Here is a 15,476-nt window from a genome sequence, read left to right as displayed (position 1 = left end):
AGACTCACAGAAGAGAGAAACGTGATGCGGGGTCGATGAAGAGGGCGTCGCCGGGCCGCACGCCGAAGGCGTCGCAGAACGCGCCGACGTGTCCGAGCACGCCGTTGCAGCGGAACTCGGCGGGCGGGTGGCGGTCCGAAGCGAGCCGTTCGGCCATCCGGGCGGCCGTGGTCCGGGCGCGCCACATGGTCGCCCAGTGGACGAAGAACCGGCGCGTGTCCCCGGCGCCGGCGGCGGCTCCGGTCGTCCGCCCGGTGTGCGTGGCGAAGGCGGTGTGCGCGGCGGTGACTCCGGCGATGTCCGCCATGTTCTCGCCGACCGTGCGGGCCCCGTCGACCCGTCGGCCCGGGAAGCCCGCGGGCTCGTACCCGTCGTACTGCGTGACGAGCAGTTGGGTGCGGCGGCCGAACTCGGCGCGGTCCTCGGGTGTCCACCAGTCCCGGAGCCGGCCCCGGCCGTCGTAGCGGGAGCCGCGGCTGTCGAAGGCGTGCGCCATCTCGTGGCCCACGATCGCGCCCAGCACCGCGAAGTTCCGCGCGGGGTCGCCCGCGGGGTCGAAGACGGGGGGCTGGAGCAGTCCCGCGGGGATGACGACCTGGTTGAGGCCGTGCCGGTAGTAGGCGGTCACCTGGTGCGGGTGGATCTTCCACTCGCCGCGGTCGACGGGAGTGCCCAGGCGCGCGAGCTCGCGCGCGATGTGCCGGGCCCGGCCCCGCTTCACATTGCCGAGGAGGTCCGCGGGGTCCACCCACGGGTCGTCGTGATCGCTTCCCGGGGCACCCGCGCCGTGCGGATGGCCGATCTCGAAGACCATGTCGTCGAGCTTGCGCAGCGCGGCGTCCCGGGTGCTGGGCGCCATCCAGTGGGCCCCCTGCATGCCCGTCCGGTAGGCGTCCACGAGGGCCGCGACCAGCTCGCGTGCGGCCTCGACGGTGCCGGGCTCCAGGTTCTCGGCGAGATAGCGCTCGGCGACGGCGTCCCCGAGGAAGGTCTCCACGAAGGAGAGGGCCCGCAGGGGGCGGGGTCGCGGCTCGGTGAAGCCGTTGAGGGTACGGCCGTAGAAGGCGAAGTTGTCCGCGAAGACCGCGCGGGGTCCGAACGGCACCATCTCGTGGACGTACCGCCAGGACAGCCAGAGCTTCAGCTCGTCCAGGCTCCGGGACCGCCACCACTCGTCGAGAGAGTCCGCGAAGGCCGGCTGCCGCAGCCGTACGGTCGCGTCGGCGGGCGGGTCGCCCAGTCCGCGCAGCCAGCTCGCCCACGGGAAACCCCCCTCGCGGGCGGCGAGTCGGGCCACCGTGCAGGTCAGCGGGCGGACCGGGGTGCCGGGTTGTGGGACGGTGTGCCGGGCGGCCAGCTCGGTCTCCAGCCGGACGACCTCCGCGGCCGCCGCCCCGGCACCGTCCACCGCCGCGTGGGCGAGCATCACGGCGATGTGCCCGGTGTACTGCTCCAGCAGCCGTTCCCCGCCCTCCCGCCGGTAGGCGGCGGCACCGGGCAGGCCGATTCCGGCCTGGGAGAGCAGGAGGACGTACTGGTCGGCGCGGGCGGTGTCGACGGCGACCGAGAAGTCCAGGGCGCCCCCCACGCCCTGGGCCTGGAACCGGCCCATCAGCCGGGCGAGCGCGCCGCGGTCGGCGGCCGAGCGGACGGCGTCCAGATCGGCCGCGAAGGCCCGCGCCGCCCCCTGCTCCTCGATCCGCTCCTCGTCCATGAAGCTCGCGTGGAGGTCGGCGATACGGCGGCTGGTACCGCTCTCCCGCGGATGCTCCACGGCTCGGCGGACGACCCGCTCGACGTCGTCCTGCACCTTGTCGGCGAGCAGCGTCAGCGTGGTGGCCTCGGCCTGGTGGGCCGGCAGCACGTGGCCGTCCGTCCAACGCCCGTTGACGAAGCGGTAGAAGTCGTCCTGCGGTCTGACCGAGGGATCGACGTCCACGTCGTACGGCAGTCCCGTGGGAACGGCCACCGGGTCCGAGGCCACCGTCATCGCGCGGCCTCGCTCAGCTGTCCGGAGGACGCCTGGGCGTCCGAGTTCCTCAGCACGCCCCTCGCGAAGACGGCCAGCGCGATCATGGCGAAGGCACCGGCGGCGAGGAAGCCGTGGCGCGCCGTCGTGAAGCTGAGGATCGCCCCGCCGATCAGGTAGCCGATGGCCGGGCCGGTGTTGGAGACCGCGCCGAGCGCGGCGAAGGCACGGCCGCGGTGGCTCTCGGGCACCCGGATGTTGAGCAGGATGTGGGTGACCGTGGCCTGCGCGCCGTTGCCGATGCCGCCCAGGACGTAGAAGGGCAGGATCCACCAGACTCCCGGGGCCAGCCCGGTGCCGAGGATGGCCACGCCGATGCAGAGGAACGTGCCGATCAGGATCGCCTCGTGACTGAACCGCTTCACCCGGCGCACCAGCATCCCGCCGGGAATGAGGCCGAGCATCCACGCCGACATGATCAGGCCGAACGTCTCCTCGGAGGCCCCGAAGGTCTCACGGACGTAGAAGACGATCAGGACGTTGATGATGCTCGCGGCGGCCATGACCGCGCCGCTGAGGATGAGCACGGCGGTGAGGAACCTGTCGCCGGTGACCTTGTACGGAGCCGGCCGGTCGGTGTCCGTGCCGTCCGTGCTGTCCGTGCTGTCTGCGGTCGCGGCCTCGGCGCCGCGGCCCTTGTGCAGCCGGGTGCGGATGAGCAGGCCGCCCGCGACGACGGCGGCGAAGCTGAGCGCGTCGATGAGCAGCGGCACGGTCACCCCGAACCGGCCGATGAGGAAGCCGGCGACACCGGGCGCGGCGACCATGCCGGCCATCGCCCAGGTCTGGGAGATGGAGGAGGCCCGCGGCACGTTGTCCTTGCCGACGATGGCGCTCGGCAGGGCCCCGAACACCGGGTGCGTGAAGGCGAGTCCGGCGGACAGCACGGCGGAGAGGGCGATGAGGACGGCCGGTGAGGTCCAGATCGTCATCGCCACGCAGATCAGGGCCTGCAACGACCCGACGGTGACCATGAGGGTACGGCTGTCGAAGCGGTCCGCGACCCGGCCCGTCAGCGGCGACAGCACCACCGGCGGCACGGTCGCGGCCAGCAGCAGCGCCATGACGGCGTACGAACCGGCGCCCTTGGACTGGAGCTGGAGCGCGATGGCGGTCTCGGCGGCGATGTCGCCCGCGAAGGACAGGCCTCGCATCCCGGCGAGGAGGTAGACGTCCCGCCAGGCGGCCCGGGTTTCCGGTGGGGCGCCGGTGGCGGCGGTCGGTGCGGTGGTCGGTGCGGTGGTGTCGGTGGCCATCTCGTGGGTCACTTCCTCTTCTCGTCGGCGACGGGTACGGCGTCGGGGGATGCGCCGGCCGGCGGGCCGGCGACGGCTTCGAGGACGCCGATCCGGGCCAGACCCCGGACAGCGCTCAGGGACCGGGCCTCGGGGACCCCGGGGAAGAACTCGGCGGCGCTCACGGTCCGGCCGGAGTCGAGCGCGCGCAGCGCGCCCGCGACGGCGTCCGGTACGGCCAATTGCCGGCCGCCCGCCCGCAGCGCGGTCCGGCCGGCCTCGCTGTCGCCGATCTCCACGGGTACGGCACCGCGCCGCACCCGGGTGGCGGGGGCGAGGGTGTCGACGGCCGCGAGCCGGGCGAACTCCCGTGTCCGGTCGGCCCCGTTGCGGGCCCGGCCCACGGCGACGAGCCGCTTGGCCTCGGAGGCCACGTCCAGCCGGGCCAGCCGCTCGCGCAGCAGTTCCAGCTTCTCGGTGAGCGCCGCCACGGCAGCGGTGTCCTCGCCCTCGGCCAGGTGCGGAAAGCCGTGGAAGGCGTCGTCCTCGACCAGGGCGGTGACGGTGTCCTGGAGCAGATGGCGCCACCGGCGCGGCTCCACCCCGACGGACAGGTGCAGCGACAGCTCGCTGTTGGCGGCGGCGGCGTGCGGGGTGCCGTGCGGCACGTACAGCACGTCACCGGGGCGCAGCGTCACCTCGACGACGGGGTCGCCGAGTTCCTCGGGTGTGTACGAGCCCTCGTCCCCGCGGCGGTGCTCCGGGGTGGCCCATACCCGCCAGGTCTTGGTGCCGTCGACCTGGACGACGAAGACGTCGATGGAGTCGCGGTGCGGGGAGAAGCCGTCGGTGCGGGCGGGGGTGACGAAGAGGACCACCTCCGCGTCGCAGGCGAGCGCTTCGGCGAAGGGGTCCCGCAGACGGCGGGCCGACGGCAGGACGTGCTGGAGGGAGTTCCAGGTGACGGTGCCCCCGGAGCGGAACAGCTCGTACACCTTCTCCGCGTTGACGGCCTCGGCGAGCGCCGCGCCGCGTGCGACGGTGCGCGTGTAGGCGCCGGAGGGCACACCCTTGCCGCCCTTGGTCACCCGCAGATAGGACGGCGGCGTGGTTTCCAGGGCGAGGATGTCGTCGAGCTGTCGCACCGAGGGCAGGCCGTCGAGGCGGCCCGCCAGCGCTCCCGTGCGCAACAGCGGCTGCTTGTCGAAGTACTCGGCGAAGAAGACGTCCGGGTCACCGACGAAGTCCTCGAAGGAGTAGGGGTCCACGTTGTTGCCTCCTACTGGCGATTCGGTGCGGGTCGGCCGGACGTCCGGCGTTCCGCCGCGGTCCCGGCACAGGTCCGGGACCGCGGCGGATCGCGACGGGTACCGGCAGCTCTTCAGCCGGCCGGGACCAGCTCGAACACACCCAGCCGGGTGAGTCCTTGAGCGGCCTTGGCCGAACGGAGCTCGTCCACACCGGGGAACACGTGGGACGCCGTGATCGACGCGTCCGGGCCGAGCGCGGCCAGGGTCTCGGCGATCGGTGTGGGTACCGCGATCTTGTGACCGTTGACGGTCAGTTGGGTGCGGCCGTTGTCGTCCTCGCCGAAGGCCAGGGGAGCCTTTCCGCGGCGCAGTCGCGACGCGGGTCCCATGTCGTCCATGTCGGCGATCGCCTGGAAGGTGTTGCCCTTGGAACTGCCGGGCAGGTGCCGGCCGAGGTCGGCGAGCCTGTCGAGCTCCGCCGAGGTGTCCACGGACTCCAGCCGGGCGACGAGTTCGTGGATCTTCTCCTTGAACACCGCCTCCACGTCGGCGGCCCGCGCCTCGCCGATGTGCGGGTACTCGTTGAAGACGTCGGCGCCGACCAGATCGTCGAGCGTCTCCCGCAGCAGGTCCCGCCACATGCGCGGACGCATCATGATCGACAGGTGCAGCGAGCCGCTGCCCTCGGCGGTCGCGGCGTGCGGGGTGCCGTAGGGGAGGTAGAGGACGTCTCCGGGCTGGAGCGAGACCTCGATCTCCGGCTCGCCGAGACCCTCCAGGGTGTACTGGGCGTTGTTGCCCAGGCGCGGGGTCGGAGGGTTCCACAGCTTCCAGTGCTTGCTGCCCTCCAACTGCACGATGAACAGGTCGACCGGGTCGTGGTGCGGCGGGTAGCCCTTCTTGGCGGAGGGCGTGAGGAAGGCGACCGTGTCGGTGCGCACCGCCATCTTCTCGCTGATGACGCGGGTGAAGTCGCGCATCTCCGGGACGATGTGATTCAGCGAGCACCAGGTGACGGTGGCGCCGGCCCGGTAGAGCTCGTAGATCTTCTCCGGGTCGACCGTGTCGGTGATGGTCTGGCCCTGTACGACGACGTTGCGGCTGTAGCCCTGCTCGGGCACGCCGTCGCCCTTGAGGTTGACCTTGATGTAGGGCGGCCGGATCACCTCAAGGTTGACCAGCTGGTCCAGCTTGCGGAGCGAGAGTATGTCGCGCGGGTCCCCCGGCACGGCGTTCTTCCGCAGCATGGGCTTCTTGTTGAAGTACTCGGTGAAGAAGACCTGCTCGTCTCCCACCAGGTCCGCGAATGCGTGGTTCGCCATGCCTGCCTCTCAATGAATCGAATGTCTTGTGGGACTGGGAAGCCAGGTGGCCCGCTGTTCTCTCGTGGCGAGGGGCGACGCCCGAAGGCGCCGCCCTTCACCACAGGGCTACTTCAAGAACAATTACTGGATGTTCTTGTAGTAGGAGGTGGCGAGCAGCTCCTCGGCCGTCTCGATGAACTCGATGTCGTCGAACTCGACGTTCTCCATCGCGATTCACTTCCCTTCGCCTTTTCCCCGGGCTGTTCCCGGCGACTGAGAAAATCATCGCCGGATTCAGGGGTCGGCGTCAATCGGTTCAACTTCGGCCCGGCTACACGGGAGCACACACAGAAGAAAGCGGCCCGGACGCCGCAGTAATGGCGTCCGGGCCGCTTCTGACGAGACCTTCGAATGAGGTCTTCAATGGTGCACGCGGAGAAATTCCCGAGTAATTCCTATTCGGATTCCGCGATCAGGTCGCCGGCGTAGTTGGCAAGGGAGCGGTTGTATCTGGGGAGGTGCTTGGCGAGCGCGACGAGCGTGTACGACAGCGCCTCGCGCTCCCGCCCGACGTCCGCGAGCGCGAGCGCCAGGAAGCCGGCGACGGCGTCGTCGAGCTCGTCGGACCCGGCATCGCGCTCCGCCTCCAGCAGGGCGACGCTCTGGTCCACTTGTCCCACGTTCCGCAGCGAGCTGGCGAGCTGGATCACCGCGCGGCGGCGGCGGATCCCGGTCAGGCCGGACGCGAGCGCCTCCCGGTAGAGCGGCACCGCGCGATCGGAATGCCCGGTGGAGTCATGGGCGCACGCCAGCTCGAAAGGCGCCCTCGCGTCGCCCGGCGGGAGCTCCTGGGTGAGTTTCTGGATCAGCCCGAGAAATTCGTCCTCGGCATGGTCGTCAAGAGCGGCCCAGAGGGAGGCGACACGCTCCTCCCAATCATTTCCCGATGTCGTCACTACGACAGCCTTCCGTATCTGCGCTCTGCTCGGCGAGTCGTCCTGAAAAGGGGCGAGGGGCGACGCCCGAAGGCGCCGCCCTTCACCACAGGGCTACTTCAAGAACAATTACTGGATGTTCTTGTAGTAGGAGGTGGCGAGCAGCTCCTCGGCCGTCTCGATGAACTCGATGTCGTCGAACTCGACGTTCTCCATCGCGATTCACTTCCCTTCGCCTTTTCCCCGGGTTGTTCCCGGCGACTGAGAAGATCCTCGCCGGATCCGAAGGGTTACGTCAACCGACGGAAATTGACCGGGGAACTGTTCAACCGCTGCCCGGCAGCAGTTGAACGGAGCCGGGAGCGTGCGCGGCGCCGGCCCTCGGAACAGCCCTACACCGCCATCAGCGGTGCGTCCTTCCGCCACTTGAGGATCTTGTCGAAGCTCACCACGGCGCCGCCGACACCGGGCTTGTTGCCGATGTGGACGTGGTCGGCGAGTTCCTGGATGAGACACAGGCCCCGGCCGTTCTCCGCCTCGCCCGGGGCGGGCCGGACGGCCTGGGCGCGCGCGAACCCGGGGCCCGAGTCGGCCACCTCGATACGGCACTTCTCGCCGTCGAGGTACGCGGTCACGCGGTACGCCTCCGAGTACGCGCCGGGCTCGGTGTCGCCGCCGTGCTCCACCGCGTTGGCACAGGCCTCGCTGAGGGCGACCGAGAGGTCGTAGGAGATGTCCGGGTCGACGCCCGCGGTCTCCATCGTGCCGAGGAACAGCCGCCGGGCCAGCGGCACGCTCGCGGCTTCGCGCCTCAGATGGAGTGACCACCAGATGCTCATGCTCCAGCCTCCCGGCCGCGGCTCGACATACCGATACCTATTGCCGCCAGTGCCCCTGTGTAAGCACGGAGTTGACGTGATGCCGCCCATATGGGCGATGCGTCCCAAACGTAATTGGTGTATCCGGAGGTAGCTCACGTCGGAGAGTGACCTTTGTGATCTATGACACATTATCGTCCCGGTGTGGCGGACCTGCCGTACGGCGGCGACAGGGCCGGTGCGATGATGAGCCCGCCATGACTGCCCCCCACCCACGTACGGCGCGCCCCGGAGGTGAACTCCGGGTCCTGCGGGCCGCGGTGTTCGCCGCGGTCTGTGTCGTGCTGGCCGCGGCCGGTCATGCCATCGCCTCCTGCGCCACCGTGCCCCTGTGGACACTCGGCGCGGGCTTCCTCGCGACCGTCCTGCTCGTCGCGCCGCTCGCCGGGCGCGAGCGTTCGCTGCCGGGCATCGCGGCCCTGCTCGCGGTCGGACAGACCGTGCTGCACACGCTGTTCGGGCTCGGCCAGACGGCCGTCGGCGCGTCGACCGGCGGGAGCCTGTCCGCGTCCGACGCCACGCTCGTGGCGCGGGCCGCGCATCTGCTGTGCGGGACCACCGCGGCGGCGATCAGCCCGGCGCAGGCCCACCAGATGCTCACCGCCGCACGGCTGCTGCCGGCCTCGGACTCGTCGGGTTCGTCGGGTTCGACGGGGTCCATGAGTTCCGTGGGATCCATGAGTTCCATGGGGTCGATGCACCACGCGACGGACGCCATGTCCGCCTCCGCCGCCTCCTCGATGTCGCTGTTCCCGTCCCTGCCCATGCTGCTCGGCCACCTCCTCGCGGCACTCGCCGCCGGCTGGCTGCTGCGGCACGGGGACCTGGCGCTGCGGCGCCTGCTGGAACTGTCGGCGCACGGAGTCGCGGAAGGGGCGCTCGTACGGTCCCTGCGCGGGGCGCTCGCCCTGGTGCGCGCCCTGCGGGCGGGGCTGCCGGGGGCGCCCGGAACGGGCCCGCGGCTGCGGCGCACCGCCTTCTCCGCGCCGCCCGCACCGCACACCGCGGCACTCCAGCACTCGGTGATCCGGCGTGGTCCGCCCGCCGCGGTGGCCCACGTTCTCGCCGCCTGACGCGACGCGACCCACCGCCATTTCCGTCGAGCACAGCTCTCCGGGAGAGGACGGCCGCCGTCGTGCGGCGCACGCGCGTCCCACGCGCCCCCTCTTCACCACCCGGAACTCACTCGAACTCGAAGTGGAGTGCTCCCTTCCATGAAGGCTTCTCGTATCGCCGCCGCCGCTGCCGTCGCTGGCTCGGCCGTTGTCGTCCTGTCCTCCCCCGCCTTCGCGCACGTCTCCGTGCAGCCGGAGGGCGCGGCCGTCAAGGGCGGCTACGCGGTCGTCGACTTCAAGGTCCCCAACGAGCGCGACGACGCCTCGACCACCAAGCTCGAAGTCACCTTCCCGACCGACCACCCGCTGGCCTCCGTGATGCCGGAGCCGATCAGCGGCTGGACCGTCAAGGTCACCAAGTCGAAGCTGGCCAAGCCGGCCGAGATGCACGGCGAGACGATCACCGAGGCCGTCACCAAGGTCACCTGGACCGCGACCGGCAAGGGCGTCGAGCCCGGCTACTTCCAGAAGTTCCCGGTGTCCGTCGGCATGCTGCCCACGGACACCGACCAGCTCGTCTTCAAGGCGCTCCAGACCTACTCCGACAACGAGGTCGTGCGCTGGATCGAAGTGCAGAAGGACGGCGCGGAGGAGCCCGACAACCCGGCTCCGACGCTTCAGCTGACCACTGCCGCCGCCTCGGGCGCGACCGCCGAGGACGCCTCCGAGAAGACCGAGAACACCGCCGCCGACACCACGTCCACCGCCGCCTCCTCCGACACCACCGCCCGCGTCCTGGGCGTGGTCGGCATCGCCGTCGGCGCGGCGGGCGTGGCGTACGGCGTTCTCGCCGGTCGTCGGCGTACGACCGTCTGAGGCCCGTCCGCTCATGGCGCGCACAGGGGTCCGTGCGACTCTTGCGTACGACCCCGGTGCGCGCCGGAGCTCTCACAACTGGGACATTTTTCCTATGCGCAAGAAGACGTTCGCGGCGGCAGCGCTGCTCGCCGCCGCCACCCTGACGCTCTCCGCCTGCGGCAGCGGCGACTCCGGCAACAGCCCCGTCGCCGTGGTCTCCGAGGACACCGCGACCCAGGCCGCCACCGTGCTCGACACCCCGTTCGAGAAGCCGGACCTGGTCCTCACCGACACGCACGGCAAGAAGTACGACTTCCGGGCGGAGACCAAGAACCGCCCGACGCTGATCTACTTCGGCTACACCCACTGCCCCGACATCTGCCCGCTGACGATGAACAACATCGCCGTCGCCAAGAAGTCGCTGCCCAAGGCCGAGCAGGACAAGCTGCTGGTCGTGTTCGTCACCACCGACCCCGCCCGCGACACCGCGTCGGAGCTCGGCAAGTGGCTCAAGGGCATCGACACCCAGTTCGTCGGCCTGACCGGCGACTTCGCCACCATCCAGGCCGGCGCCCGCACCCTGGGCATCTCCATCGAGCCGACCTCCAAGGACAAGAACGGCAAGCTGGTCTCGGTCCACGGCACCCAGGTCGTCGCCTTCTCCCCGAAGACCAACGGCGGTTACCTGCTCTACGGCCAGGACACCACCGTCGACGACTACACCAAGGACCTCCCCAAGATCATCAAGGGGGAGACACCGTGAGGCGGTTCGCCGTGCCCGTCACGGTGCTGAGCGGTGCCCTGGTCCTCGCCGGCTGCGGCGGCTCCGACGACACGAAGGCACAGCTCTCCGTGAGCTCCGCCTACATGCCCCAGCCGGTCTCGGACATGGCGGCCGGCTTCCTGGACATCGCCAACAAGGGCGGCGCGAAGGACGAGTTGACCTCCGTCACCAGCGACGCCGGCCCGGTCTCGGTGCACCGGACGGTCGGCCAGGCGATGGAGGAGGTGCAGTCCCTCGCCGTGCCCGCACACGGTCAACTCGTGTTCAAGAGCGGGGGCAACCACCTGATGTTCGACAAGCTGAGGCACACGCTGAAGCAGGGCGACCGCGTGACCGTGAAGCTGCACTTTGCCAAGTCCGGCCCTCTCACGGTTGAGATGCCCGTGAAGTCGGCGACGTACAACCCCACGACCGGGCACTGAGGGAGGGAACCCCACCTTGAAGACGACCATCACCCCCCGAGTCCGCACGCTGGTGCTGCTGTTCCTGGCCGTCGTCGGCATGCTGTTCGCGGGTGCCGGGACGGCCTCCGCGCACGCCGCCCTGACCGGCAGCGACCCCTCTTCGGGGGTGGTGGTCAACAAGGCCCCGACGCAGGTCTCGCTCACCTTCTCCGAGAAGGTCGCGACGAACGACAACTCGCTGCGCGTGCTCGACCCGAAGGGCAAACGCGTCGACGTCGGCAAACCCTCCAACATCAGCGGCACGACGTACGCCACCCAGATCCGCAGCGGACTCCCGGACGGCACCTACACGGTGGCCTGGCAGGTCGTGTCGGCGGACAGCCACCCCGTGGGCGGCGCCTTCACCTTCTCCATCGGCTCCCCCTCGAAGACCACGGTCTCCGCGTCGGCCGAACAGGACGTCGGCGGCGGGCTCGTCGGCGGGCTGTACGGCTTCGGGCGCTACATGTCGTACGCCGGCTTCATCGTCATGGTCGGCGGCGCCGCCTTCGTCCTGGCCTGCTGGCAGCGGGGCGCCGGAGTGCGCGCCCTCCAGCGGCTGGTCGTCTCCGGCTGGGTCTCGCTGACCGCGGCCACGCTCTGGCTGCTGCTGCTGCGCGGCTCGTACACGACCTCCGGGAAGGTCGGCGACATCTTCGACCTGAACCTCCTCGGCCAGGTCCTCCAGACCAAGACGGGCGCCTCCCTCGTCTCCCGGCTGCTGCTGCTCGCCGCCGCCGCGCTGTTCATCGCGGTGCTCTTCGGCGCGTACGACAAGCGGGAGGACGAGGAGAAGCGGGACCTGACCTTCGGGCTCGCGATCGGCGGCGGTGTGGTGGCCGCCGGGCTCGCGGCGAGCTGGGCGCTGTCCGAGCACGCCTCGACCGGGCTCCAGCCCGGCATCGCGATGCCCGTGGACGTCGTCCACCTGCTGGCCGTCGCGGCCTGGCTCGGCGGCCTGGCCGCCCTCCTCGTCTCGCTGTACCGGGCGCCCGCCGACAACCCCGTCGGACGGGACGCCGTGCGGCGCTTCTCGCGCCTCGCCTTCGGCAGTGTCGTCGCGCTGGTCGCGACCGGTGTCTACCAGTCCTGGCGCCAGCTCGGCTCCTGGTCGGCGTTCACCGACACCGGGTACGGGCAGCTGCTGCTCGTCAAGATCGGGCTCGTGGCGCTGCTCGTCGGGATCGCGTCGATCTCCCGCCGCTGGACCCGCCGACTGGCGGACCCGGCCGGGACGTCCGCGGCCGAGGCCTCCGTGGCGGAGACTTCCGTGACCGAGACCTCCGCTGCGGCAGCGGAAGACACGGAAGCCGAGGTGCGCGAGCCGGAGAAGGAGCATGTGACGGCGTCCGCCTCTACATCCGCCTCTGCGTCTACGTCCGCTTCCGCGTCCAACGGGTCCGGTGACTCCAAGCGCGCCACCCAACTCGCGCGCCAGCAGGCCGCCGTGGACAGCACCCGGCAGAAGCGGCTGCGGGACGCCGACCCGAACCTCTTCGGACTGCGCCGCTCGGTGCTCGCCGAGGCCGCCGTCGCGGTCGTCGTCCTCGCCGTCACCACGGCCCTGACGACCACCGAACCGGGCCGCACCGAGGAGGACGCCAAGGCGGCCAAGGCTTCCTCCTCGTCCTCTTCCTCGTCGTCCTCCGGCGCGCTGACCCTGGACATGTCCTTCGACACCGGAGGCACGGACGGCAAAGGCGTCATCCGGGTCGACATCGACCCCGCGCGGGTGGGCGGCAACGAGATGCACGTCTACGTGCAGCGCCCCAACGGCCGGGCCTTCGACGTGCCCGAGGTGAAGGTCGCCTTCACGCTCGCCGCGAAGAACATCGGTCCGCTGCCCGTGACGCCCGACCGGATCGCCACCGGGCACTGGGCGGCGAACGGAATCCAGATCCCCATGGCGGGCGACTGGAAGGTCTCCGTGACCGTGCGGACCTCCGACATCGACCAGACGACCGTCGACAAGAACGCGCAGATCGGCTGAACCACCCCATGCCTGACCAGTCCATTCCCGAAGCCCGCAGCGTAAAAGCACCTCCTGGGGAGACCGTTTCCGAAAACGCCTCCCCAGGGGAGGGTGTTTCCCGCCGACGCCTCCTCGGTACGGCCGGTGCCACCGGGCTCGTGCTCGGCGCGGCGGGCGCGGGCGTGGGCTACGTGGCTGCCCCCGCCGGGGCCACTCCGCTCACCTCGCTCGGCGCGGACAGGGCGATGTTTCACGGGAAACATCAGCCCGGCATCACCGAGGGCCTCCAGGCGCGCGGCCACCTCGTCGCCTTCGACCTGGCGGCGGGCGCGGGCCGCAAGGAGGCGGCGGCCCTGCTGCGCCGCTGGTCGACGACCGCGCAGCGGCTGATGGCGGGTGAGCCGACGGCCCAGGACGACACGGATGTCGCCCGGGACGCGGGACCCTCCTCGCTGACGGTCACCTTCGGCTTCGGCAACAGCTTCTTCTCCCGCACGGGGCTGGAGAAGCAGCGCCCCGGCTCCCTGGACCCGCTCCCCGACTTCTCCTCCGACCAGCTCGACAAGTCGCGCAGCAACGGCGACCTGTGGGTGCAGATCGGCGCCGACGACGCCCTGGTCGCCTTCCACGCGCTGCGCGCGATCCAGAAGGACGCGGGCGGCGCGGCCAAGGTGCGCTGGCAGATGAACGGCTTCAACCGGACGCCGGGCGCCACGGCCCACAAGATGACGGCCCGCAATCTGATGGGCCAGCTCGACGGCACCCGCAACCCCAAGCCGACCGAGTCCACCTTCGACCGGCGGATCTTCGTGCCGGCGTCCGGTTCGGCCGACCCGTCCTGGATGGCGAACGGCTCCTACGCCGTCGTACGCCGCATCCGCATGCTCCTCGACGACTGGGAGAAGCTCTCGACCGGCGCCCAGGAGAACGTCGTCGGGCGCCGCAAGTCCAATGGGGCGCCGCTCTCCGGGGGCGGTGAGACGACCGCGATGGATCTGGAGAAGACCGACGCGAAGGGCGCCCTGGTCGTCCCCATCAACGCGCACGCCCGGATCGCCCGCCCCGACCAGAACGGCGGCGCGGCGATGCTCCGGCGGCCCTTCTCGTACCACGACGGCATCACGGCCGACGGCACCCCGGACGCCGGGCTCCTCTTCGTCTGCTGGCAGGCCGACCCGCTGCGCGGCTTCGTCACCGTGCAGCGCAAGCTCGACCGCGGCGACGCCCTGTCGACGTACATCCGGCACGAGGCGAGCGGTCTGTTCGCGGTGCCGGGCGGGGCGGCGGAGGGCGAGTACGTGGGGCAGCGGTTGCTGGAGGGGTGAGTCGTCGCCCTATGGGGTGGCCGGGTCGGGAAGCGTGCTCCGGGTTCGGCAAGGGCCATTAGGGTGAGGTCATGCCAGCCAGCTACGCGTATCTCGGTCCCGAGGGCACCTTCACCGAAGTCGCCCTGCGCACGCTTCCCGAGGCGGCCACCCGGGAGCTGATCCCGTACGTGTCGGTGCAGTCCGCCCTGGACGCGGTACGCACCGGCGAGGCCGAGGCCGCGTTCGTGCCGATCGAGAACTCCGTCGAGGGTGGTATCACCACCACCCTGGACGAACTGGTCGCGGGCGCCCCGCTGATGATCTACCGCGAGGTGCTGCTGTCGATCACCTTCGCGCTGCTGGTCAGGCCCGGCACGAAGATCTCCGACGTCAAGACGGTCTCCGCGCACCCGGCGGCCCAGCCGCAGGTCCGCAACTGGATGAAGGCGCACCTCCCGGACGCCCTGTGGGAGTCGGCCGCCTCGAACGCGGACGCCGCCCGGCTGGTGCAGGAGGGCCGCTACGACGCCGCCTTCGCCGGTGAGTTCGCCGCCGCCCGGTACGGCCTTGAGGCCCTGGAGACGGGGATCCACGACGCGGAGAACGCGCAGACGCGGTTCGTGCTGGTGGGCAGGCCGGCCCGCCCGGCGGCGCCGACCGGCGCGGACAAGACGTCCGTCGTGATCTGGCAGCGCGACGACCACCCCGGCGGACTGCGCGACCTGCTCGGCGAGTTCGCCACCCGGGGCATCAACCTCATGCTGCTCCAGTCCCGCCCGACCGGCGCCGGCATCGGCAACTACTGCTTCTGCGTCGACGCCGAGGGGCACATCTCCGACCGCCGGGTCGCCGAGGCCCTGACGGGGCTCAAGCGGATCTGCCTACAGGTGCGTTTCCTCGGTTCGTACCCGCGCGCGGACGTCGGTGTCGACGGCGTACGGCCGCTGTTCCCGGGGACCTCGGACGAGGAGTTCCTCTCGGCGGCGGACTGGGTCGCGCACTGCCAGGACGGCCGTTTCTGACCGGTGGAGCACCGATCGAGCACCGCCGGTGCACGGATCGGGGCCCGGTAGTACCTGCGTATCTTCGTTATCCACAGAAGTTATCCACAGGCCCACTTCTCGACCTGGGGACAAGTCGACACCGACACACGATGCAGTCGACAAATCGCCCTACGGACCCCTGGCGCGCACACCGGCGCGCAAGTCACTCTTCGTCCACCCGTTTCCTTCGGGCAATCCTATGGAGCGACGCAATTCCACCCGAAAGTGGGTGTGCGGGACGTTTGGGTCGGGAATTCCATGATCCGGAGACCCCTTTAGGAATGATCACTTCCGGCATCCACAGATCTTCCACACAGCCTGTGGATAACTCTTCCGGGATGTGGATTCCTGTGGACAACCGCATCCTCAAGTCCCGTTTCCCA

Annotated in this window: 13 protein-coding genes; 7 read left to right on the top strand and 6 right to left on the bottom strand. The window is 70.5% G+C overall.

Going from position 1 to position 15,476, the window contains the following annotated elements; translation table 11 throughout:
• Positions 1-4: 4 nt before the first annotated feature.
• The 6 genes from ACIQPR_RS12450 to ACIQPR_RS12425 all read right to left on the bottom strand — a co-directional run bounded on the left by ACIQPR_RS12450 (position 5) and on the right by ACIQPR_RS12425 (position 7,592).
• Positions 5-1,990 carry a M13-type metalloendopeptidase gene (locus tag ACIQPR_RS12450; protein WP_403645985.1) on the bottom strand — a complete coding sequence of 662 codons (1,986 nt, stop codon included), beginning with the start codon at positions 1,988-1,990 and terminating at the stop codon, positions 5-7.
• Positions 1,987-3,297, bottom strand: a complete 1,311-nt coding sequence (locus tag ACIQPR_RS12445; protein WP_403645983.1) for an MFS transporter — start codon at positions 3,295-3,297, stop codon at positions 1,987-1,989. Before ACIQPR_RS12445 ends, ACIQPR_RS12450 begins: the two co-directional genes overlap by 4 nt.
• Positions 3,294-4,532: a cupin domain-containing protein gene (locus ACIQPR_RS12440; protein ID WP_403645980.1), complete on the bottom strand. Its 1,239-nt coding sequence runs from the start codon at positions 4,530-4,532 to the stop codon at positions 3,294-3,296. Before ACIQPR_RS12440 ends, ACIQPR_RS12445 begins: the two co-directional genes overlap by 4 nt.
• Before the next feature lie 113 nt (positions 4,533-4,645).
• Positions 4,646-5,836, bottom strand: a complete 1,191-nt coding sequence (locus tag ACIQPR_RS12435) for a cupin domain-containing protein (protein WP_403645977.1) — start codon at positions 5,834-5,836, stop codon at positions 4,646-4,648.
• Between the two features lie 437 nt (positions 5,837-6,273).
• Positions 6,274-6,774, bottom strand: coding sequence for a tetratricopeptide repeat protein (locus ACIQPR_RS12430; protein WP_403645974.1), 501 nt, complete (start codon positions 6,772-6,774; stop codon positions 6,274-6,276).
• 371 nt (positions 6,775-7,145) lie between these two features.
• Positions 7,146-7,592, bottom strand: coding sequence for an ATP-binding protein (locus ACIQPR_RS12425; protein ID WP_403645971.1), 447 nt, complete (start codon positions 7,590-7,592; stop codon positions 7,146-7,148).
• Between the two features lie 236 nt (positions 7,593-7,828).
• Here ACIQPR_RS12425 and ACIQPR_RS12420 point away from each other — a divergent pair, with 236 nt between their 5' ends.
• The 7 genes from ACIQPR_RS12420 to pheA all read left to right on the top strand — a co-directional run bounded on the left by ACIQPR_RS12420 (position 7,829) and on the right by pheA (position 15,072).
• The gene (locus tag ACIQPR_RS12420) at positions 7,829-8,704 is read left to right on the top strand and encodes a hypothetical protein (RefSeq protein WP_403645969.1); all 876 of its coding nucleotides are present in this window, start codon (positions 7,829-7,831) and stop codon (positions 8,702-8,704) included.
• A gap of 141 nt (positions 8,705-8,845) precedes the next feature.
• A complete protein-coding gene (locus ACIQPR_RS12415) occupies positions 8,846-9,562 on the top strand; it encodes a YcnI family protein (RefSeq protein ID WP_403645966.1) in 717 nt (238 codons plus the stop codon).
• 94 nt (positions 9,563-9,656) lie between these two features.
• The gene (locus ACIQPR_RS12410) at positions 9,657-10,307 is read left to right on the top strand and encodes an SCO family protein (RefSeq protein WP_403645963.1); all 651 of its coding nucleotides are present in this window, start codon (positions 9,657-9,659) and stop codon (positions 10,305-10,307) included.
• Entirely contained in the window at positions 10,304-10,750 is a 447-nt protein-coding gene (locus ACIQPR_RS12405; protein WP_403645961.1) for a copper chaperone PCu(A)C, read from the top strand. Before ACIQPR_RS12410 ends, ACIQPR_RS12405 begins: the two co-directional genes overlap by 4 nt.
• A 16-nt stretch (positions 10,751-10,766) precedes the next feature.
• Entirely contained in the window at positions 10,767-12,761 is a 1,995-nt protein-coding gene (locus tag ACIQPR_RS12400; protein ID WP_403645958.1) for a copper resistance CopC/CopD family protein, read from the top strand.
• 8 nt (positions 12,762-12,769) lie between these two features.
• Entirely contained in the window at positions 12,770-14,068 is a 1,299-nt protein-coding gene (gene efeB, locus ACIQPR_RS12395) for an iron uptake transporter deferrochelatase/peroxidase subunit (RefSeq protein WP_403645955.1), read from the top strand.
• 71 nt (positions 14,069-14,139) lie between these two features.
• On the top strand, positions 14,140-15,072 hold the full coding sequence (pheA, locus tag ACIQPR_RS12390) for a prephenate dehydratase (protein WP_403645952.1): 933 nt from the start codon (positions 14,140-14,142) through the stop codon (positions 15,070-15,072).
• Positions 15,073-15,476: the final 404 nt, after the last annotated feature.

The sequence above is a fragment of the Streptomyces sp. NPDC091280 genome (assembly GCF_044768565.1).
GTDB lineage: Bacteria > Actinomycetota > Actinomycetes > Streptomycetales > Streptomycetaceae > Streptomyces.
The sequence above is the reverse complement of the archived record's forward strand: the minus strand, read 5'-3'. Positions and strand labels throughout refer to the sequence as shown.